Genomic DNA, 20,698 nt, shown 5'->3' on the forward strand with positions numbered 1-20,698 from the left:
TTTTCTTCGGCTTTTTCTTTGGGAGGCACGATAAGAAGTCCGAAACACTTGCTCCGTTTTGAAGCGGTTTGTGGGAATTTTTTATTTTAGTCAACATAAAAGCGGGGTTTTTATGAGGAAAACAATAGGTATTTCTTTGATTCTGTTGCTGTTGATTGCTTCTTGCCAGCATCCGGTCCGGCAGGAGCAAAAACAGATAAAAACGGAAAAACAGACTCCGGACTTTCTTGATTCAATTTTAGTACACAAAAAATTAACCGCGTTAACCGATTACAGTGCCAACACGTATTTTATTTATCGCGGTGAACGCATGGGTTATCAGTATGAACTTTTAAAAGCTTTTGCGAAATATCTGGGGGTATCACTCGACTTGCGTATCGAAGCTAACCTGGACAGCAGTTTTAAAAAGCTGGAAGAAGGAAAAGCCGATGTGCTGGCGATGGGACTGACGGTAACGCAAAACCGGTTAAAGTTTTTGCGTTTTACGCGCCCGTTGTTTTATACCCGCGAAGTGCTGGTGCAGCGTAAACCGGATAATTATCAGAAAATGGCTACTGCCGATGAAATTAATTCTCATCTGATCCGTAACCGGATTGATTTGGGAGGCCTGACGATTCATATCCGGAAAGGTTCGGTGTATTATCAGCAACTCCGAAGTTTACAAAACAGTATTGGCGACACTATTCATATTATTCAGGATACGCTCAGCTCGGAAATGCTTATTCGTGAAGTAGCGGAACATAAAATCGATTATACCATTGCCGATGAGTTTGTTGCCCGTAATGCGGCCAGGGTTTACCCGAATATTGATGTGAAAACGCCGGTAAGTTTTGAACAAAAAATCGCCTGGGCTGTCCGTAAAGACCAAAAACATTTGGCTGATACGCTGGATGCCTGGCTTATGAAGTTTAACAAAACACTGGAAGCCCGTCTTTTGTACAACAAGTACTTTAAGAATATGCGGGTTCGCCGTTTGGTGAAAAGTAAATATTTTTCATATACCGGCGGAAAACTGTCGCCGTATGACGATTTGATTAAAAAAGCCGCCCGGAAAATTGGCTGGGACTGGCGTTTACTGGCATCTATGATTTATCAGGAATCGGAGTTTAAACCGAATGTTACCTCTTGGGTGGGAGCATACGGTTTGATGCAGCTGATGCCGGAAACCATGAAAGAGTTCGGAGTAACCGAGAATTCCTCTCCCGAAGAGCAGATCAATGCCGGGGTGGAATTGTTAAAATCGTTTGAAAGCCAGCTTCCGGATTCGGTTACCGACTCGGTGCAGCGCATTAAATTTACCCTGGCTTCTTACAACGGCGGGCTGGCGCATATTTTAGATGCCCGGCGGCTGGCCCGTAAGTATGGTAAGGATCCAAATGTATGGGACAATAATGTGGACTTTTTTGTGCTGCATTTGTCGGAAAAGAAATATTATCACGATCCAGTGGTGCGCAACGGTTATATGCGGGGTTGGGAAACGTATGAATTTGTAAAACAGATTTTTGACCGCTATAAAAGCTATAAGTTACTGATTGATAAATAATCTACAAAAAGTAAGGAAATAAAAAAAGCCGCTTTTTGAGCGGCTTTTTTTGATACGTGTATTTTTATTATTCTTCCATCTCTTTTTTCAGTTGGGCAACCCACTTTTTGGCTCGCTCTTCTGTTTTTTCCGGCTCATTGTCTTCGTCCAGTGCCAGTCCGTAAAAGTAATCGCCTTCAACGCCTTCAGAATCGGTAAAACGGTAACCTTCTGTAGGCCAGCGACCGATTACCCGGGCATTGGTTTTACTGATTTCTTCATGGAAAAATCCGAGTCCGTCCACAAAATGGGCCGGGTACAAAACCTGATCTCCCAGGCCAAAAGCAGCAAAAGTGATGTGTGATAAGTCTTTGTGTTGAATATTCCTGAAAAAGTTATTCCAAAGATTGTCGTTGGAAGTGTCTTCCCAGTTCTCGGCACCTACCGTAGAACCGCCTAAAATAACCAGACTGTACTGGTCCAGATCTTCCGGATTAAATTCATCCAAAGGCATAAAATCTGTCGTTTGCGGGTCCAGTTGCCGGTAAATAATTTTTGCGGCATTTTCTACGTTTCCGCCTTTTCCCCAATATAATAATGCTGTTTTTTTCATGTGCTGTGTCCATTAAAATTTCCGTAAAATTACTACTTTTTTAGTTACCCGTTTCTGGAAGCGTTGTGTACAGCCTCTTTTGGTGGCTTAGGTGAAAAGTGTAAATTTGCTTTTTTTCAAAACCAAAATCAGAAAAATGAAGAATATTGCAGTATTAGGGGCCGGTGTTCTCGGTTCACAGGTAGCCTGGCAGGCAGCTTTTCATGGAATGAACGTTTCGGTGTATGACATTTCACCGGAGGCTTTGCAAAAAGCCCGAGAGAAGCATCGGGAGTTTGCTGTCCTGTTTCAGGAGAAATATCATGTTACGGAAGAAGAAACAAAAAATGCACTAAAGCGGCTCCGTTATTTTGAAAATCTGGCAGAGGCGGTTCAGGATGCCGATATTACCAGTGAATCGGTGCCGGAAGTGCTGGAGATAAAAAAAGATTTTTACCGGAAACTGGCCGCTGTGGCTCCGGAAAAAACCATCTTTACGACCAACTCTTCTACCATGATTCCCAGTATGTTTTCGCAGGAAACCGGGCGGCCGGAAAAATTTCTTGCCATGCATTTCGCCAATCCGGTTTGGGAAGCCAATATTGCCGAAGTAATGGGCCATGCCGGAACTCAAAAAGCTGTTTTTGATGCGGTGGTAGATTTTACCCGCGAAATGGGAATGGTTCCGGTTCCGTTGTACAAAGAACAACCCGGATATGTGATTAACAGCTTGCTCTCTCCGTTTTTGTCGGCGGCAGCCAATCTTTACTTTAACGGGGTAGCGGATTATAAAACAATTGATAAAACCTGGATGATTAGTACCGGTGCCCGCTCGGGGCCGTTTGGTATTATGGATTTGGTCGGTATGCAAACCATGTACAACGTGATGATGCTAAAAGCCAAACAAACCGGAAATCCGGATGCGTTAAAAAGAGCCGAAGCCATTAAAACGCAGTTTATCGACAAAGGAAAAATGGGAATTGCCAGTGGCGAAGGTTTTTATCGCTATCCCAATCCGGCGTATAAAGATCCGGATTTTCTCAAATAAAAATAAGGTTTCGCATGCATTTCTTCCTTATCTTTGAACAGATATAAATACCTAGATTAAAGAATTTTTAATGATGAATCCAGAGATTTTTTATTCCCTTTCTTACGGCCTTTATCTTGTTACTGCCCGCTATGCGGAAAAGAAAAATGGTTACGTGGCGAATACGGTTTTTCAGGTTACTGCTGAGCCGGCACAAGTTGCCATCAGTTGCAATAAAGACAACCTGACTGCCTCCATGATTGCCGGTAGCGGTTATTTTGGGGTTTCTGTTTTGGCACAAGATGCCTCCAAAACATTGATCGGCCGTTTTGGATACCGGAGCGGAAAAGAAATCGATAAGTTCGAAGAAACGGCATTCATTGAAACGCCGGAAAATATTCCGGTTGTTACCGAAGATTGTGTGGCCTGGTTTACCTGTAAAGTAGTGCAAACTGTGGATACCGGTTCGCACCTGCTTTTTATCGGAGAGATACTTACCGGCGATGTAATTGATGCACATCAGCAACCGCTTACTTATGATTATTACCGGAAAAACCGGCATGGCCGGTCGCCAAAAAATGCCCCGACTTATATCAAGCCGGAAAAGGAAAATGAAGTTGTTGAAATTCAGAAAGAACAAGCATCAAAAACGGTTGCCGGACAAAAATGGATATGTACGGTATGCGATCACATTTATGATCCTGCCGAAGGTGATCCGGAAGCCGGTGTAGCTCCGGGTACGCCGTTCGAGTCGTTACCCGATAACTGGGTTTGCCCGGTTTGTGGTGCTGAAAAAGCCGATTTTGAACCGTATCAGGAATAATTTTAACTGTTAAATAATACCCTTATCATGAAATCACTAAAAGGAAGTAAAACCGAGCAGAATTTGCTGAAAGCGTTTGCCGGAGAATCACAGGCGCGAATGCGTTATAACTATTTTGCCAAACAGGCTAAAAAAGAAGGACTGGAACAGATTGCTGCTATTTTTGAAGAGACAGCCATCAACGAAAAAGCCCATGCCAAACGCTTTTTTAAATTTCTGGAAGGTGGGATGGTGGAGATTACCGCTGCTTATCCGGCCGGTGTAATTGGTACAACCCTTCAGAATTTAAAAGCAGCTGCCGAAGGAGAAAACGAAGAATGGACAGAACTTTATCCTGAGTTTGCCCGCGTTGCCGAAGAAGAAGGATTTAAAGAAGTAGCTACGGCTTTTCGTATGATTGCCAGGGTAGAAAAAGCCCATGAAACCCGTTATTCCAAACTGTACAAAAATCTGGAAGAAGGTCGTGTTTTTGAAAAAGACGGTGTTGTTGTTTGGAAGTGCCGGAATTGCGGTTACCTGCACGAAGGCAAAAAAGCACCCAATAAATGTCCGGCTTGTCAGCACCCGCAGTCCTATTTTGAAGTGGAAACGTTTAATTACTAAACAAAGCCGTTTTTGTATTTTCTAATCGGTTGCGCCACAGCTTTATCGCTGTGGCGCAATGGTTTTATAAGGAAAAATTTTCTTTATCAGGGTAAAATTCCCACCACAATTTTTGACGGATATTCTTTTGAGAACCAAACGCTTTGCGTAGCTTTTACAAAATCACCGGGTTTGGCTTTGTAGATATTAGTAAAGGTTTGCGGATTCACATCGAAAAACGGAAACCAGCTGCTTTGAATCTGGATCATAATCCGGTGACCCTTTTTAAAAGTATGCAATACATCCTGTAAGGGGAGTTTGATTTCTGTTATTTTTCCCGGGGTGAAAGGTTCCGGTTTTTCCGGGTTGTTCCGGTATTTCCCGCGTAAAATATCTCCACGTATCAGCATTTGATATCCACCGGCTTTCATTTTTGTCGGATTGGGATTGGGGTCACGGGCGCTGTCCGGAAAAACGTCAATGAGTTTTACCACCCAGTCGGCATCTGTACCGGTGGTAGAAACATACAGGTCAGCCAGCAGCGGCCCGGCCAGGGTTACGTCTTTTTCCAGCGGAGCGGTTTCAAATACCAGTACATCCGGACGGCGGGCAGCAAAGCGCTGGTCTTCATTCATGTACGGGTGATAATAAAAAGCACGCGAGTCCATGATATGGGCCGTGTAAGGTACCGGCTTATGCGGATCGCTTACATAACTGTAATGATTGACTTTGGCGGATTTGGGCTGGCCAAAAGTAAGCTGATGACCGCTTTCGAGCGACAAAGCTGCTTTTTGTACATCCTTGGGGGGCCACTGGTCAAAAGAACGCCACCTATTGACTCCGGTATTGAACATCCGGGCTTCCGTGAGCGGAAAATGTCCTTTTCCTTTTAGATAATAACGGAAAAACGGCAGCTGGATCTCTTTCCGGAAATATTCGGCGGTAGCCGAACCGTAAGTGATGTCGCCTAAACGATAGCCTTTGGTGCTGGCCCACCAACCGTGAGGCCACGGACCAATAATCAGCATATTTTGTGCCCCTGGATTTTTTGCTTCAATACTGTGATACGTGTGCAATGTTCCATAAAAGTCTTCACTGTCGTACCAACCGCCCACGGTAAGCACTGCCGGGGTTACGTGATGAAAATGGGGCAGCGTGTTGCGTTTTTTCCAGAATTTGTCATAATTCGGGTGCTTTTTGATTTGTTCCCAAAAAGCAATTTTCCCATGATAGAATTTTTTGTCCACGTTGGGTAACGGTTCCAACGACATGAAATAGTTGTAGGCATCCGGCGAAATTCGTGGCATGGGATGCGGCCAGTGCGAGATAAGGCTGTCGCGTTTTATGCCAAAAACAGAGAAAAAATTCAACGTCATCTGCATTGACAGGACTCCGTGATGATGCATGTCGTCATCTACCCACCAATTGGCAATGGGTGCTTGCGGCGAAGCGGCTTTCAGCGCAGGGTGCGCATCAATGCAGGCCATTGCTGCATAAAAGCCGGGGTAGGAGATTCCAAAGATCCCGATTTTCCCGTTGTTGTGTTTGATGTGTTTTATCAGCCAGTCTTCGGTATCCCAGGCATCGCTGCTTTCATCAGTTTGTTTGCCTTTTTTGTTGGGGATGTAGGGCCGCATATTTACAAATTTTCCTTCCGACATAAATCGTCCGCGGACATCCTGATATACAAAAATAAATCCGTCTTTGGCCAGTTCAACCGGCAATTGACGAAATTTATCTTTACCATAAGGCCAGCAGGAATAGGGTGTCCGCCAGATTAAAATAGGATAATTTTTTGTGGTGTCTTTGGGGGTATAAACGGCGGTAAATAATTTCACTCCGTCACGCATCGGAATACGGTATTCGGCTTTATTGTAATGATCTTTTACCGAATAGGTTTCCTGTGCAGCAAGTGACGAAGAGAACGCCACGACGAAAAAGAGAACAAAAATCCGGGTAAAATTTTTCATGTTTATTTGTGTTAAAGATTTTTTTCTGAAAATGAAGAGGGATTATAAACCAGGTGAACTATTTTTTCCAGTGCAGCAGCATCGGTTTCATCAAAACGGTTCAGTTCCCGGCTGTCCACATCCAGTACGCCGCGAATGGTGCCCGATTCATCATACACCGGAACCACAATTTCCGAACGGCTGCGTCCGTCGCAGGCAATATGTCCCGGAAAAGCTTCCACATCCGGAACAATAAGCGTTTTTTTCTGTGTGATGGCCGCCTGACAAACACCGGTTCCTGCCGGAAGATCAATACAAGCCAAAGAACCCTGATACGGCCCAACCTGCAGCTTGCCCTTTTGCAGTAAATAAAAACCACACCAGAAAAAGTAATCCATTTTATGGTACAATACGGCATTGATGGTCGCCATGTTTGATAACGGATTATTACTGCTTTTCAGAATTAAGTCTCCAATCTGTTGATAAAGTCTTGAGTAGCGTTTTTCTTTCCTGGTTTTCTCCATGCTGCCGGTGTTTCTTGCTTTTTCAAAAATAAAAAAACATTCCGTTATAAACGGGGTGGTTTGCCAAAATACCGGGCGTATTCTTTGGCGGTATTGATATTGATATGAATACGGTCATCATTCACCGGACAATGGATTTTGGGATACCGTGACAGAAAAGCCCGCAGGTTGATGGTACTGTCCGGAAAAGCCGTAAGATCACGAACAATTTCTTGTGCTATCAGGATAGGATGCCCGCCGTGGTGGTTGTGTCGGGGTACCATAAAACTTCCCGGCCGAAAACAGTTTGTCAGCTGCCGGATGGTTTCGGTATTTACAAAAGGATTATCCACATTGTGAAGAAAAACCGCCTGAAAACCGGTTAATGTTTTTAATCCGGTTTGTAACGAAAAAAAGCGTTCTTTCTCGGGGAAAGGGTTGAGCACCTGTTCCACTTTTTCTTCTTCTTGCAAGAACAGGCTTTTTTTCAGCTGTTTCATGCCGTCGGCATTAACAACCAAAACGACTTTTGCCACGCCGGCTTTTAAAAAAGTTTGGGTGATCTGTTCGGCAAAAGTGAATTTTTCATCAAAAGCCAATGCTGCTTTTGGAATGCCCATCCTCCCGGAAAACCCGGCAGCCGTAACGACAACGGCCATACGGTTGATTTGAGCAGCTTGTTTTTGCATGGCCTGGCAAAGGTAAACATTCTCCGGTGTTTTGGGGATGTTGGTCTTGATGGGAGATGTAAAGATGGAGGATTTTCGATGTGCGATGTGAAGTGTAGATGCCTGAATATGGTTGACCGTTTTTACTTACTTATTTTCATTATTTACGTTGTTCATTCATGAGTGATCTTAGAGACTGAAGGATTGTTGTCCATTACAAAGATAACTTTTTTCAAATTCATTGGGGCTTTTTCGTTGTAACTCTATATGAGGCTTTTCCTGGTTGTAAAGTAACACGGTTCGGTCAACCTCTTTTTGAAGTTCTTCAAAACTGTTTATCTGACGATGGTTCAGGTAATTGTTTTTTATAACCCCGTTTAGTCTTTCTACTTTCCCGTTCTCCCACGGGTATTCGCACATGCTGTTTTTAAAGCCTTCTTTTTGAGTCAGCTTTAAAAAAGCCTTGTCGTAATATTGACCCCCTCCGTCTGAGTGAAATACAATACCGGTTGTCATTGTGTTTTCCTTCATCCGAAGTTTAATAGCCTTCTGTAAAGCCGGTAATGTAGTCTGTTCTGTAGTCAGCCTTTTTGAAACAGAATGACCTAAAATCCGTCTGGAATAGGAATCTTCAATAAAAGTGATGTAATAGAATCTGCTGTTTATTTCATAGTAGGTAATATCACTTTGCCATGCCTGATTAATTCCGGTTAAAGTCATGCTTTTTAATAAATTATCAAACCGGACAACGCCTGTGCTATCGGTGGTTCTTCGCCAGTTTTTTACCTTTGCTACCGTTAACCCTTCTGATTTGCAAAAGGCTTCAAACCGGTCTCTGCCCATGGTCTGGGGACGTAACTTATAATACATATCCCGTATTCCCATTGTAGGATGATCCTCTCGTATTTGATAAATCATAACCAGTAATTGCTTTTGCTCTGAGCGTATTCTCAGCTTTTTATCCAGCATCTTATGAAAAGCCTGTTTACTAATCCCTATGCTCTTATACAGACGGTTCATGCTGTATCGGTATTGTTCTCTGTGGTGCCAGAAATATTCGAGGGTCGGGTAGAAAACTTTTTTTTTATATCTACGCCATAGGTCTCTTCTGCCAGTTCTATCATCTTATCTTTGAAATCAATCAGGATTTGCTTTTGGCCGATTATCCGTTCAAGTTCTGCTACTTTCTTTTTGAGTTCCAATAGCTGCCTTGTGTCACTATCTGTTTCAATAATAAGTTTCTCTTTCTTGTCTTTCATAGTTCCGAATTTGTTTAACCACCGATAAACGTTAGTAGTGGTTACTTCATATTGTTTGCTAATTTCGGAAACTTTTGTTTTGCCTGTTTCTATTTCCCTGACTTTTTGAATCTTGAAACTGTCGCTGAAATGACGACGCCTTCGCTCGGCGGTGGTCATTTTAAATTGTCTTCTTGTTGCCATTTTTAACTGTTTTTTAAAGTGAATTCTTATGTTAAAAGTGGTCAACCTATTTCAGGCATTGACAAAGACGGAAGGATGTTTGGATGTTCGATAGGTAGATGTGTGGATGTTTGATGTTTTATCTTTAGTGGGGAAAAGGGCATTGGGAAAGGATGAATGATGAGTCTAGAATGATGAACCGATGAATAGGAAAAAGTTATTGGTCATTGGCGATTGGTTGATTTTTAATATTTTACTCATGTTTTCATTGTCATCCTATGTTTGCAAAAAGAAATAATTACAGGAAGTGTTAAGTTTGAAAATTATTAACCAATCAGAAGAGAAAAAGGAGAAAGATAAAGACTAATGGTTGTCATTAGGCTAAAAAAGCCCGTTCAGGATGATAGTCCCTTTCTCCTTTCTACTCAATCTTGAACAGTTCGTTAGGCATGAAAGCCTGTATTTAGGATTGAAAAGACAAAGTAGAATCCCTTCTGATAAAAACATCTTGTCATGTGCAAAGTTATAGGAATTGATGTATCAAAATTAACTTTTGATGTTGCTTTTCAAAAAAAAGATGAAAAGTTCTCTTTTTTCAAATACAGTAATGATGCCAAAGGGTTTACAAAGTTTATGAAGATTATTGATAAAGAGGATCTCTGTGTAATGGAAGCAACAGGCCCTTATTATCTGTTTTTAGCCCGGTTTCTTTTTAAACAAGGGGTAAAAGTATCCGTAGTTAATCCATTGCAGATTAAACACTTCGTAAGAATGCGAATGGTAAAAGCCAAAACGGATAAAAAAGATGCCCTGATGATCGCTTTATATGGCCAATCAGAACAACCCGTTTTGTGGCAACCCGATGAGCCGGTGATTATGCAGGTTCAGCAAATTCATTCTGCCATTGAAGGTTTGCAAAAACAGGCAACCATGCTTCATAATCAACTGGAAGCATTTTCCCGGTTTCCTGATTGCGACAAGAAAGTAATGCGTGAGTTAAGAGCATTGTTAAAAACGATTAAACTGAAAATAGCTAAACTGGAAGCCGGAATACTTGAAAAAATAAAAATACATTATGCCAATACATTTAATGCGCTGACATCTATTCCGGGTATTGGACCAAAAACAGCGGCCATCCTGATAGCAATTACCAATAACTTTCAAAAATTTGACAATGCTAAGAGATTATCTTCTTACGTAGGGTTGGTTCCCAGGATATTTTCATCAGGGACAAGTATAAACGGAAAAGGACACATTACAAAAATGGGGAACAGATATATACGCAAGCTATTGTATTTATGTTCATGGTCAGCAAAAAAACACAATAGTCAATGTATAGCACTCTATGATAGATTATCAGAAAAAGGAAAGCCCGAAAGAGTTATAAAAATTGCAATTGCAAATAAGTTGTTAAGACAGGCCTATGCTATTGGAACAAAATTGAATAAATACGAAGAAAATTATGAAAAAATATTTGCTTTTTAACACAGTTCATCCTGAACGAAGTGAAGGATCTCAAAAAACTGGCAATAGTTAAAATAGATTCTTCGCTACGCTCAGAAGGACAAAAGAAGTTGATTTTTTTGCGATTTGCTCTTTTGTTTTTTGTGATTTCCCACTTTAGGCATTTGAAGTACTTAAAGTTTGAAGTGGGAAGTACTTCAAGTTAGACCGACTTTTTCTCGTGCTTATAACTAATCCCGAAGGGATTAAACATGAATAACCCTGTACGAAGTGCAGGGGAATAAACACATAAAAAATCATAACCCCGAAGGGGTTGAATACTGGCCTCTGAATAAATTCAGCGTCAATGGTAATGAGTCGTCCCTACGGGACTCCATTACACTACATCTTATCGGTGAAATTCATCGTTCGAGCGGATGCCCAAACGATGAGTGATGATTTTCATTGCTTTATCCATGTTTTTTGTTGTCGTTCTGAACGGAGCGATAGCGAAGTGAAGAATCTCAAAAATAATTACAGTCGTTAATAGAGATGTTTCACTGCGTTCAACATGACAAAACAGTTGGCTTTTGGAGTTGTCATTTGCTTTTTTGTTTTCTGGGATTTCCAACTTTAGGCACTTCAAACTTCAGGCATTTGAAGTACTTGAAACTTGAAGTGTGAAGTACTTAAAGTTAACCTGATATTTATCTCGTGTTTATAACTAATCCCGAAGGGATTAAACCGGAATAACCCTGTACGAAGTGCAGGGAAATAAACACATCAAAAAAATCATAACCCCGAAGGGGTTGAATACTCCCGTTTCTTATTGCTTCTGATTTTTTGGGGTGTAAAAAAGAATTGTGAATTTATAAACAAAAGGGTTTCCTTCCTGTGATTTTATCGTATTTTTGTCTTCAAGACAATTCAAGGCTTTATCCATGAAAAAACAAACCTTATTTGGCGATTTTTCTCCCGTTTCACCGGCACAGTGGAAAGAGAAGATCATCCGTGATTTAAAAGGGGCCGATTACAATAAGTTGATTACACTGCTTGACGAAGGTTTTGATGTTCAACCTTTTTATCAGAAAGAGCATATCCGTGATTTTTCATTTTCTGCTTCCGGTCCGGGAAATTTTCCTTTTTTACGCGGGAAAACCGGTACAGGAAATTTTTGGCGTGTAAATCAGGTTTTTCAGGTCAAAGAACCCCGGCAAACCCATGAAGAAATAGAAAATGCCCTGGCTCGTGGAATCAATTCGGTTACGCTTGTTTTTGACGACACATCTCCGGAAAAACAAATTGATCCGGTTGATTTTTTACCTTTTGCCGAGCATCCGGATGTGGAATTTCATTTGCGTGGAACAATTCCGGCGCAGTGGTTTGAAACAGGACGAAAAAAGGAGTTTCCGGCCACCTGGAAAGGTTCGGTGGAATGCGATCCGTTGGCCTGGCTGACGAAAAAAGGAGATTATCCGGAAGCGTCTCCTTTTGCCGGAATGGCAAAAATGATAAAAGCGGCGAAATCATGGCCTGGTTTACGTGTAGTTACCGTAGATGGAACGCCTTTTCATAATGCCGGCGGAACAACTGTCAGCGAGATGGCTTTTACTTTGGCAATGGGGAGCTCTTATTTGCAACAGCTTACTGATCAGGGGTTCCCGGCTGTTGAAATAGCAGAAAAAATACTTTTCAGGCTGGCTGTCGGGTCAGATTATTTTATGGAAATTGCCAAGCTCCGGGCTTTTCGTTATTTGTGGGCACAGATTCTGAAAGCTTACGGAGTACCGGAAGAAAAAACGGCAGCCGTTATTCACGCAGAAAGCTCATTCCGGAATAAAACGGTTTACGATCCTTATGTAAACATGTTGCGAACCACCACCGAAACCATGTCGGCTATTGTGGGAGGGGCTGATGTGGTTACGGTATTGCCTTTTGATGCTGCTTTTGAAGTTCCTTCGGAGATGGCCCGGCGGATTGCCCGTAACCAACAGTTAATTTTAAAGGAAGAATCTTATTTTGATAAAGTGGCTGATCCGGCGGCAGGAGCTTACTATATTGAAAATTTAACAGCGCAGCTTATTGAAAAAAGTTGGGCGTTGTTTCTTGAAACGGATGAAAAAGGCGGATATCCGGTTGCTTTTGAGCAAGGATTTGTTCAGGCGCGGATTGAAAAAGAAGCCCGGAAAAAAGATGAAGATCTTGCCCGCCGTAAAATTTCTGTTCTCGGGGTTAATCAGTTCCCCAATGTTACGGAACGAATCACAGCGCCGCTGGATCCGGCGGTTTTTGAACCTTTGCCGGTACCTTCCGGCACGCGGGCGAAACCATTACGTTTGTACCGGGCTGCTGCTCCTTTCGAAAAACTACGCTACGTCACAGATGTTTATGCCCAAAGTCACCAGCGCCCCCGGGTTTGGTTGTTTACGCTTGGTGATTTGGCCATGAGACGGGCCAGAGCGCAGTTTGCCGAGAATTTTTTCGGCTGTGCCGGTTACGAAATTATTGACCATACCGGGTTCGCTTCTGCCGAAGAAGGCATCGCTGCTGTAAGGAAAGAACAACCGGAAATCGTCGTGCTTTGCAGCGATGATAAAACATATGAAGAGGTAGCCCTGACTGTTTTTGATGCGTTGAAAGATCAAACCCTGCTTGTGCTGGCGGGCTATCCCCGGCCTTTGACAGAACAGTTAAAAGCTGCCGGAATGAATCATTTTATTCATGTACGAAGTAATGTGCTGGAAACCTTGCAACAATTTCATCAGTTGCTGGGGATCGGATAAATTTTCGGAAATACCCAATGATAAAAATACAAATCCATGAAACCCAATTTTCATTCCATAAATATTTTTCAGGTTCCTGAAAGCCCATCCCGCGGAAACAAAAAAGAAAAAATAACTTCCTGGGTTCCGGCAGAAAAGATCAACATTAAAAGTCTTTACACCGATAATGATGTTGCCGAACTGGAACATCTGGATTTTGCTGCCGGTATTCCGCCTTTTTTGCGTGGACCGTATTCTACGATGTACGTTACCCGTCCGTGGACCATTCGCCAGTATGCCGGATTTTCTACCGCCGAAGAATCCAATGCTTTTTATCGCAGAAACCTGGCTGCCGGGCAAAAAGGACTTTCTGTGGCTTTCGATCTGGCTACTCATCGCGGTTATGATTCTGATCATGAAAGAGTGGTGGGTGATGTGGGAAAAGCCGGAGTAGCCATCGATTCGGTACTTGATATGAAAATCCTTTTTGATGAAATCCCGCTGAACAAGATCTCTGTTTCCATGACCATGAATGGTGCCGTATTGCCGGTAATGGCTTTTTATATTGTTACGGCACTGGAGCAGGGAGCCCGGTTAGATGAACTTTCCGGAACCATCCAAAACGACATTTTGAAAGAATTCATGGTGCGGAATACATACATTTATCCTCCCGGACCTTCCATGCGGATTATCTCGGATATCTTTAAATATACTGCTCAAAACATGCCACGGTTTAACAGTATTTCCATTTCGGGATATCATATGCAGGAAGCGGGTGCTCCCGCCGATTTGGAATTGGCTTATACTTTGGCAGATGGTTTGGATTACATCCGTACCGGATTAAAATCCGGATTAAAGATTGATGATTTTGCACCACGGCTCTCTTTTTTCTGGGGGTTGGGAATGAATCATTTCATGGAAATTGCCAAACTCCGTGCTGCCCGTATGTTGTGGGCCAAGCTGGTGAAACCGTTTCGTCCGGAGAATCCCAAATCCATGGCACTGCGTACCCATACGCAGACTTCGGGTTGGAGCCTTACCGAGCAGGATCCGTTCAATAACGTGGCCCGTACTTGCATTGAAGCGTTGGGTGCTGCGTTGGGTCATACCCAATCGTTGCATACCAATGCGCTGGATGAAGCCATTGCTTTGCCTACGGATTTTTCAGCCCGTATTGCCCGGAATACCCAGATTTACCTGCAACAGGAAACCGGTATTTGCCGGACGGTAGATCCGTGGGCGGGATCTTATTACGTGGAAAGCCTGACCCACGAAATTGCACACAAAGCCTGGCAACATATTCAGGAAGTGGAAGAAATGGGCGGAATGGCCAAAGCCATTGAGACGGGCTTACCTAAAATGCGGATTGAAGAAGCAGCAGCCCGGAAGCAGGCCCGGATTGATGCAAAAAAAGATATCATTGTGGGAGTAAATAAATATCGCCTCGAGAAAGAAGAACCGCTGGAGATTCTGGAAGTGGATAATACGGCTGTTCGCGAAGCGCAGCTGGCCCGTTTGAAAAAGTTGCGGGCCGAAAGAAACGAAGCGGAAGTCCAAAAAAGCCTGGAGGCCATTACCCGGGCCTGTGAAACAGGCGAAGGAAATTTATTGGCTTTGGCGGTGGATGCCGCAAAAAAACGTGCCAGTCTCGGAGAAATTTCGTATGCTTGCGAAAAAGTTTTTGGGAGGTACAAAGCAGTGATAAAATCCATCTCCGGTGTTTATTCTTCAGAAGCCGGCGACAACGAATCTTTTGAAAAAGCCCGTCGTCTGGCTGATGAATTTGCTGCCCTGGAAGGCCGTCGTCCACGGATTATGATTGCCAAAATGGGACAAGACGGACACGACCGGGGGGCTAAAGTGGTGGCTACCGGCTATGCCGATATCGGTTTTGACGTGGACATTGGCCCCCTGTTTCAAACCCCGGCAGAAGCAGCCCGCCAGGCAGTAGAAAATGATGTACATATTTTAGGAGTGTCCAGCCTGGCTGCAGGCCATAAAACCTTGGTTCCCCAGGTAATTGAAGAACTAAAAAAATTGGGACGCGAAGACATTATGGTGATTGTGGGCGGTGTAATTCCCCATCAGGATTATCAGTTTCTGTACGATGCCGGCGTAGCAGCTATTTTTGGTCCGGGCACGGTCATTTCGGAAGCCGGTATCCAGATGCTGGAACTCTTACTGGCAGCCCGGAAATAATCCATTCTTTTTATCATTTCGGCGGTCTTGGAATGTGTTTTTTTAAAAGACCGGGTAACGGGTAACTCCGGGTTTCCCTGCTTTGTCTATTTTTGTCGTAAAAATACAGTGTAAAAATTTATCTATGCAAACAGATTTTCTTAGCCTCTTCGGCTACTTTGCTTCGTTGGTTATTGCCATCTCCATGACCATGAATTCCATCGTAAAATTCCGGTGGATCAATTTGGTGGGAGCTGTTGGCTTTGCCGTGTATGGTGTTCTGATCCATGCGGTTCCGGTTACGGTCCTGAACGGCTTTATTGCTCTTGTAGATGTGTATTATCTGGTGAAAATTTACCGGAAAAAAGAAGTTTTCGATATTTTGGAAGTGCGGAGCGATAACAAATATCTATTGGAGTTTTTAAAATTTCATGAGAAAGATATTCATCGGTTTTTTCCCGATTTCAGCTACAAACCCGAAATGAATTCCATCAGTTTTTTTGTGTTACGGAATTTAAATGTTGCCGGTGTTTTTCTTGCCCATCGCGAAGAAAAAGATATTCTTTATGTGGGACTTGACTATGTAACTCCTGAGTACCGTGATTTGAAAAACGGGAAATTTATTTACAGCCATTTGCGTTCCCGGTTTATTCAGGATGGATTTAAACGGGTGGTTGCTCCGGTATCCAGTAAAAAGTATGAAAAGTACCTGAAAAAGTTGGGCTTTAAAAAGGACAAAGAGGGTAAATTCGCCAAAGATCTGGTACAGGATTAAGAAGGACGAAGCAGGAAGTCCGAAGTCGGAAGATGGAAGAAGAACATTATTGCAAAGCAGTTTTAGGATGAATCGAAGTAATTTTTGACTTTAGGTTGCATCTGTTTTGGATACGCAAAAAAACGATTTATCCGTTAAAAGGATAGAAGAACCATAAAAAGATGAAAATTCTCATTAAAAACGGCATGCTGGTAACCGCTGAACGTACTTTTGCAGCGGATATTTTTGTTGAAGACGGAAAGATCAGCCGGATAGAGAATCCGGGTACGCTTTCTGTTTCGGCCGAAAAAACCATTGATGCCACCGGCTTGTTAATTTTTCCGGGGGGTATCGATCCGCATGTTCATATGCACCTGCCTACACCGGCAGGTTTTTCCAGTGATGACTTTTATTCGGGCAGCCGGGCTGCGCTGGCAGGCGGCACCACTACACTGATTGATTTTGTTACCCCACATCGTGGTGAGCCGTTAAAAGAAGCGCTGGAAAAAAGAAAGGCAGAAGCGGCCTCTTGTCTGACCGATTATGCTTTTCACATGAGTCCGGTGGAGTGGCGTCAGCATTTGCCGGAAGAAATCAAAGCCTGTATTACAGAGGAAGGGATTCCTTCGTTTAAAGTGTATATGGCTTATAAAGATAGTATTGGCCTTGAAGATGACGCTTTACAAAAAGTGTTTTATGCGGTAGCCGAAGCCGGAGGAATGGTTACGGCTCACTGCGAACTGGGTGACGAGATTGAACAGCTTCGTCGTGATTATGTTCAAAACGGACAGACTACGCCGGAGTATCATCCGCTGTCGCGACCGGCTGAGCTGGAAGCCGGGGCCGTGGAAAAAGCCATTGCAATGGCTGCCCGGGCAAATTGTCCGTTTTATATTGTGCATGTGTCGGCAGCTGGTTCGCTGGAGTTTATACGACAGGCACAGCAACGGAAACAACCCGTTTTTGCCGAGAGCTGTCCGCATTATCTTTTGCTGGATGACAGCCGGTATAAAGGTTCTTTTGAACAAACGGCTCCTTATGTTTTAAGTCCGCCTTTACGTAAAAAATCAGATAACCGGGCTTTATGGCAGGCACTGTCAGACGGGACAATTCAAAGTATGGGGACCGATCACTGCCCGTTTATGATGGAGCAAAAAAGAAACGGATTGCATGATTTCCGGAAAATTGCCAATGGTGCCGGCAGCGTAGAACACCGGCTTACGTTGCTTTATACTTACGGTGTATTACAAAACAAAATAAGCCTGAACCGTTTTGTGGAGTTGATTTCTACCCGGCCGGCGAAGATTTTTGGCCTTTATCCTCAAAAGGGAGCATTACTTCCGGGTGCCGATGCCGATATCGTCATTTGGAATCCTGAAAAGGAAAAAACAATTTCGGCTCAAAATCATATGATGCATTGCGATACGGATATTTATGAAGGATTTAAAACCACCGGTGCCCCCGAATATGTTCTTTCATCGGGTCATGTTGTGGTGGAAAACGGAACATGGAAAGGAAAAGCTGAACCGGGACGGTTTTTAAGAAGAAAACTTTAAGAAGATAATTTTACCGAAAGATCTTGTCTGGCACCTTTCGTTGTTTGGGCGTCTGCTCGGACGATAGCCGATGGCTTTTTTGCAATTCGGAACAGACGGTAAAATGGAATTCTTTCCGGTTTTCCTGATGGTTTTTCATATTCAATTCTGAAAAGATTCGTAATCGGTATAAATCATTATTTTTGCGATGCACTAAAATAAATATTCGGAAAATCTGTTATTTAAAGCAAACTTCCACATTGAAAATTAAGTACATCCATAGCATTCTTTTCGTTATGCTTTTTCTGGGTTTTGCCTGGAGTTTTTCTTCCTGTTCTACCAAAAGGAATACAGCTGCAGCCCGTGGTTATCATAATCTCACGAGTCATTATAATGTTTATTGGAACGGAGAACAAAATCTTCTTGAAGCGGAAGCATTCCTGCGCAGTCAGGTAAAAGACAACTACAGCAAGGTGCTCCGGGTGTACAATTATGGCGATAAAAAGATCGGGCAGCAAATGGCTCCGCGGGTGGAACTCACCATAAAAAAAGCTGCGCTGACCATTCAGGATCATTCCATGGTTTTTGGCCGTAAAGAAAAAGTGAAATGGGTGGAAGAAAGCTACTTGATGATGGGAAAGGCTTTTTTCTATAAACATGATTTTACGGCAGCCCGCAGGGTTTTTGATTTTGTTCAAACAAAATACAATTACAGTCCTATTCATTATCGCGGAACATTATGGCTGGCCAAAACGTACATCGAAATGAAACAGTTTGGTAAAGCCGAAGCTGCACTGAATTTGCTGTCAAGCCAACAAAACGAGAAAGATTTTCCCAAGGAAGTAAAAAACACGCTGCCATTGGTATATGCTGATTTGTATCTTGCCCGGGGGAATACAGCAGCAGCTTATCCCTATCTGGAAAAAAGTATTTCTCTTGTCCACAATAAAGATCTGCTGAGCCGGGTATATTTTATTCTCGGACAAATCAATAAAGAAGAAGGCGATCTGGATCAGGCTTCCCGTTATTTTTCAAAGGTCATTAAAAGAAATCCGCCGTTTCAAATGGATTTTGAAGCACGATTGTATCTGGCCAAGTGTTACGATGCATCTAACGGCAACAGTAAAGACATCATGAAAACACTGGAAAAAATGGCCCGGAAAAATCTTTACAGCGAATACCGTGACCAGATTTATTATGCAATGGCCGAGGTGGCCGAGAAAAACAAGAACGACAGCTTGATGGTACATTTTTTACGGCTGTCGGTCAGTTACAGTAAAAACAATCCGTTTCAGAAATCCATGTCTTCTCTTAAACTGGCCGAAGATTATTTTCAGCACGGAAAATATGTTTTGTCACAGGCTTACTACGATACGGCGGTGCAATTTCTTCCTAAAGATTATCCTGATTTTGAGCAAATCAAAAACAAAGCCCGGGTATTGTCGCAGTTGGTTGAAAATCTGAAAACCATTCATATCCAGGACAGCTTATTGCGTATCTCCAGAATGGATACGGCACAACTGTATGCGCTGATTGATAAAAAAATAGAAGCCTACCGGCAACAAATGAAAGAGAAGAAAAAAGCAGCGGAAATTTTGGCTGCCAATCGTGAAGCCGGAATGGGTTCTCCGGGTTCGGGAACTTCATTTCCCACAAGTGGTCCGGCCGGAGGCGGATGGTATTTTTATAATCCTACTGCCCTTTCGCAAGGATTTAACGAATTCAGAAAACGTTGGGGTCAGCGAAAACAGGAAGATCTCTGGTGCCTGAACGATAAACACACCACCATGGCTACATCCGGTGTGGTTTCCGGGAGCCTTTCCGGAGCAGAAAAGCTATCGCGGATTACCCGGGCAAAAAGAAAAAAACCGGTATTAACCGGACCCGAAACCAGAGCCTATTACCTGAAAGGATTGCTCAAAACACCGGAAGAATTCAAACGGGCCGATTCACTCATTATCAACAGCTATAATAAGCTTGGATTTCTTTATCTCGAAGAGCTGAAAGATACGGTTGATGCGGTAAAAACATATCTCACTTTGCAGAGAAAATATCCGGATAACCGGTTTAAACTACAAAACTGGTATGCCCTTTACAGTATTTATTCTGCACGTAACCAAACCCGCGAAGCCGAAAAATATAAGAATCTCATTTTAGAGAATGCACCGGAAAGCCTGTATGCCAAAGTGCTAAAGAATCCTGACTATTATAAAAAACTGCAAGCCGGACATCGCGAAGCGGAAAGCTTATACAGCCGGACCTGGAAAGCTTTTGAACGCGGACAGTATTACCGGGTGATCAATTATGCCGACCGGGCAATGAAAAAATATCCGGAAGATTCGCTGGTTCTTCCGAAATTTATGTATTTGCGGGCACTCTCGCTAGGAAAAGTAGAACTTCCGGATACGTTGTACCAGGCTTTACAACAGTTTGTTAAGACGTACCCGAAACATCCGTTGGCTGAAAAAGCCAAAGCCATCATAAAAACCCTTCAGTTGGAATATGGTATCGGTATTAGCGAAAAAGAGCGCCAGGCGATGCTGGCTGCCCAAAAGCGAAAGAAAAACACAGGAAATTACGTGTTTAAAACCGATGCACCACAACAAGTGCTGCTGTTGGTAAACCGACGGATGGTAAATGGCCGGGCGCTGAAAACAAGGTTGTCTGATTTTAACCAAAAATATTTCCGTAACCTGCCCTTGCAGATTAATGCGCTGATATTTAATGACAAATATACTTTGCTGTTGGTGAAAACATTTGTCAATGTGCCTGCAGCCATGCGTTATTACCGCCGGTTAATTCGCGATCCTTACGTGTTTTCAGGAATTCGCAGCCAAAATTATAAGGTATTTGTTATCTCAAAAGAAAATTATCCTTTATTTTACAAAAACAAAGACATCAAAATATACGGGCAATTTTTTGATGAATATTACAAATAA

General features: G+C 42.9%; 16 protein-coding genes. 10 read left to right on the forward strand and 6 right to left on the reverse strand.

Annotated features, from left to right (window positions below):
* Nucleotides 1–112 precede the first annotated feature (112 nt).
* The gene (locus tag LA303_RS01575; RefSeq protein ID WP_240526188.1) at nt 113–1,543 is read left to right on the forward strand and encodes an MltF family protein; all 1,431 of its coding nucleotides are present in this window, start codon (nt 113–115) and stop codon (nt 1,541–1,543) included.
* A 67-nt stretch (nt 1,544–1,610) separates the two neighbouring features.
* On the opposite strand, the gene LA303_RS01580 is transcribed toward LA303_RS01575, so the two are convergent.
* Nucleotides 1,611–2,135 (reverse strand): flavodoxin domain-containing protein, encoded by a 525-nt coding sequence (locus tag LA303_RS01580; RefSeq protein WP_240526189.1) that lies wholly within the window; start codon nt 2,133–2,135, stop codon nt 1,611–1,613.
* Nucleotides 2,136–2,271: 136 nt separating this feature from the next.
* On the opposite strand from LA303_RS01580, the gene LA303_RS01585 reads away from it, so the two are divergent.
* From LA303_RS01585 to rbr, 3 genes are all read left to right on the forward strand, one after another.
* A complete protein-coding gene (locus tag LA303_RS01585) occupies nt 2,272–3,162 on the forward strand; it encodes a 3-hydroxyacyl-CoA dehydrogenase (protein WP_240526190.1) in 891 nt (296 codons plus the stop codon).
* Nucleotides 3,163–3,232: 70 nt separating this feature from the next.
* Nucleotides 3,233–3,964 (forward strand): rubredoxin, encoded by a 732-nt coding sequence (rd, locus tag LA303_RS13515; RefSeq protein WP_240526191.1) that lies wholly within the window; start codon nt 3,233–3,235, stop codon nt 3,962–3,964.
* Nucleotides 3,965–3,988: 24 nt separating this feature from the next.
* Nucleotides 3,989–4,567: a rubrerythrin gene (gene rbr / locus LA303_RS01595; RefSeq protein ID WP_394371580.1), complete on the forward strand. Its 579-nt coding sequence runs from the start codon at nt 3,989–3,991 to the stop codon at nt 4,565–4,567.
* Between the two features lie 86 nt (nt 4,568–4,653).
* Here the strand turns inward: rbr and LA303_RS01600 are convergent, their stop codons facing one another.
* The 5 genes from LA303_RS01600 to LA303_RS01620 all read right to left on the reverse strand — a co-directional run bounded on the left by LA303_RS01600 (nt 4,654) and on the right by LA303_RS01620 (nt 9,108).
* On the reverse strand, nt 4,654–6,516 hold the full coding sequence (locus LA303_RS01600; protein ID WP_240526193.1) for a CocE/NonD family hydrolase: 1,863 nt from the start codon (nt 6,514–6,516) through the stop codon (nt 4,654–4,656).
* An 11-nt stretch (nt 6,517–6,527) separates the two neighbouring features.
* Nucleotides 6,528–7,019 carry a GAF domain-containing protein gene (locus LA303_RS01605; RefSeq protein ID WP_240526194.1) on the reverse strand — a complete coding sequence of 164 codons (492 nt, stop codon included), beginning with the start codon at nt 7,017–7,019 and terminating at the stop codon, nt 6,528–6,530.
* A 44-nt stretch (nt 7,020–7,063) separates the two neighbouring features.
* A complete protein-coding gene (locus LA303_RS01610) occupies nt 7,064–7,687 on the reverse strand; it encodes a nucleotidyltransferase family protein (RefSeq protein ID WP_240526195.1) in 624 nt (207 codons plus the stop codon).
* A gap of 168 nt (nt 7,688–7,855) precedes the next feature.
* The gene (locus LA303_RS01615; protein ID WP_240525466.1) at nt 7,856–8,686 is read right to left on the reverse strand and encodes an IS3 family transposase; all 831 of its coding nucleotides are present in this window, start codon (nt 8,684–8,686) and stop codon (nt 7,856–7,858) included.
* Nucleotides 8,683–9,108 carry a transposase gene (locus tag LA303_RS01620; RefSeq protein ID WP_240524787.1) on the reverse strand — a complete coding sequence of 142 codons (426 nt, stop codon included), beginning with the start codon at nt 9,106–9,108 and terminating at the stop codon, nt 8,683–8,685. Before LA303_RS01620 ends, LA303_RS01615 begins: the two co-directional genes overlap by 4 nt.
* Nucleotides 9,109–9,600: 492 nt before the next feature.
* On the opposite strand from LA303_RS01620, the gene LA303_RS01625 reads away from it, so the two are divergent.
* From LA303_RS01625 to porW, 6 genes are all read left to right on the forward strand, one after another.
* Nucleotides 9,601–10,572, forward strand: a complete 972-nt coding sequence (locus tag LA303_RS01625) for an IS110 family RNA-guided transposase (RefSeq protein ID WP_240525754.1) — start codon at nt 9,601–9,603, stop codon at nt 10,570–10,572.
* A gap of 899 nt (nt 10,573–11,471) precedes the next feature.
* Nucleotides 11,472–13,313 carry a methylmalonyl-CoA mutase family protein gene (locus tag LA303_RS01630; RefSeq protein ID WP_240526196.1) on the forward strand — a complete coding sequence of 614 codons (1,842 nt, stop codon included), beginning with the start codon at nt 11,472–11,474 and terminating at the stop codon, nt 13,311–13,313.
* Nucleotides 13,314–13,349: 36 nt separating this feature from the next.
* Nucleotides 13,350–15,491: a methylmalonyl-CoA mutase gene (gene scpA / locus LA303_RS01635; protein WP_240526197.1), complete on the forward strand. Its 2,142-nt coding sequence runs from the start codon at nt 13,350–13,352 to the stop codon at nt 15,489–15,491.
* A 124-nt stretch (nt 15,492–15,615) separates the two neighbouring features.
* Nucleotides 15,616–16,245, forward strand: a complete 630-nt coding sequence (locus LA303_RS01640) for a hypothetical protein (protein ID WP_240526198.1) — start codon at nt 15,616–15,618, stop codon at nt 16,243–16,245.
* 161 nt (nt 16,246–16,406) lie between these two features.
* Nucleotides 16,407–17,780, forward strand: coding sequence for a dihydropyrimidinase (hydA, locus tag LA303_RS01645; protein WP_240526199.1), 1,374 nt, complete (start codon nt 16,407–16,409; stop codon nt 17,778–17,780).
* Nucleotides 17,781–18,019: 239 nt separating this feature from the next.
* A complete protein-coding gene (porW, locus tag LA303_RS01650; RefSeq protein ID WP_240526200.1) occupies nt 18,020–20,698 on the forward strand; it encodes a type IX secretion system periplasmic lipoprotein PorW/SprE in 2,679 nt (892 codons plus the stop codon).

Origin of the sequence: Candidatus Sulfidibacterium hydrothermale, from assembly GCF_020149915.1 — a bacterium.
Lineage (GTDB): Bacteria > Bacteroidota > Bacteroidia > Bacteroidales > F082 > Sulfidibacterium > Sulfidibacterium hydrothermale.

What these genes read in the sequence shown, in the direction of transcription:
- LA303_RS01585 (WP_240526190.1), top strand. Translation starts at nt 2,272, where the DNA reads ATGAAGAATATTGCAGTATTAGGGGCCGGTGTTCTCGGTTCACAGGTA.
- LA303_RS01610 (WP_240526195.1), bottom strand. Translation starts at nt 7,687, where the DNA reads ATGCAAAAACAAGCTGCTCAAATCAACCGTATGGCCGTTGTCGTTACG.
- rd (WP_240526191.1), top strand. Translation starts at nt 3,233, where the DNA reads ATGATGAATCCAGAGATTTTTTATTCCCTTTCTTACGGCCTTTATCTT.
- LA303_RS01630 (WP_240526196.1), top strand. Translation starts at nt 11,472, where the DNA reads ATGAAAAAACAAACCTTATTTGGCGATTTTTCTCCCGTTTCACCGGCA.
- LA303_RS01640 (WP_240526198.1), top strand. Translation starts at nt 15,616, where the DNA reads ATGCAAACAGATTTTCTTAGCCTCTTCGGCTACTTTGCTTCGTTGGTT.
- LA303_RS01625 (WP_240525754.1), top strand. Translation starts at nt 9,601, where the DNA reads ATGTGCAAAGTTATAGGAATTGATGTATCAAAATTAACTTTTGATGTT.
- hydA (WP_240526199.1), top strand. Translation starts at nt 16,407, where the DNA reads ATGAAAATTCTCATTAAAAACGGCATGCTGGTAACCGCTGAACGTACT.
- LA303_RS01605 (WP_240526194.1), bottom strand. Translation starts at nt 7,019, where the DNA reads ATGGAGAAAACCAGGAAAGAAAAACGCTACTCAAGACTTTATCAACAG.
- LA303_RS01615 (WP_240525466.1), bottom strand. Translation starts at nt 8,686, where the DNA reads ATGAACCGTCTGTATAAGAGCATAGGGATTAGTAAACAGGCTTTTCAT.
- LA303_RS01580 (WP_240526189.1), bottom strand. Translation starts at nt 2,135, where the DNA reads ATGAAAAAAACAGCATTATTATATTGGGGAAAAGGCGGAAACGTAGAA.
- LA303_RS01575 (WP_240526188.1), top strand. Translation starts at nt 113, where the DNA reads ATGAGGAAAACAATAGGTATTTCTTTGATTCTGTTGCTGTTGATTGCT.
- LA303_RS01600 (WP_240526193.1), bottom strand. Translation starts at nt 6,516, where the DNA reads ATGAAAAATTTTACCCGGATTTTTGTTCTCTTTTTCGTCGTGGCGTTC.
- scpA (WP_240526197.1), top strand. Translation starts at nt 13,350, where the DNA reads ATGAAACCCAATTTTCATTCCATAAATATTTTTCAGGTTCCTGAAAGC.
- LA303_RS01620 (WP_240524787.1), bottom strand. Translation starts at nt 9,108, where the DNA reads ATGGCAACAAGAAGACAATTTAAAATGACCACCGCCGAGCGAAGGCGT.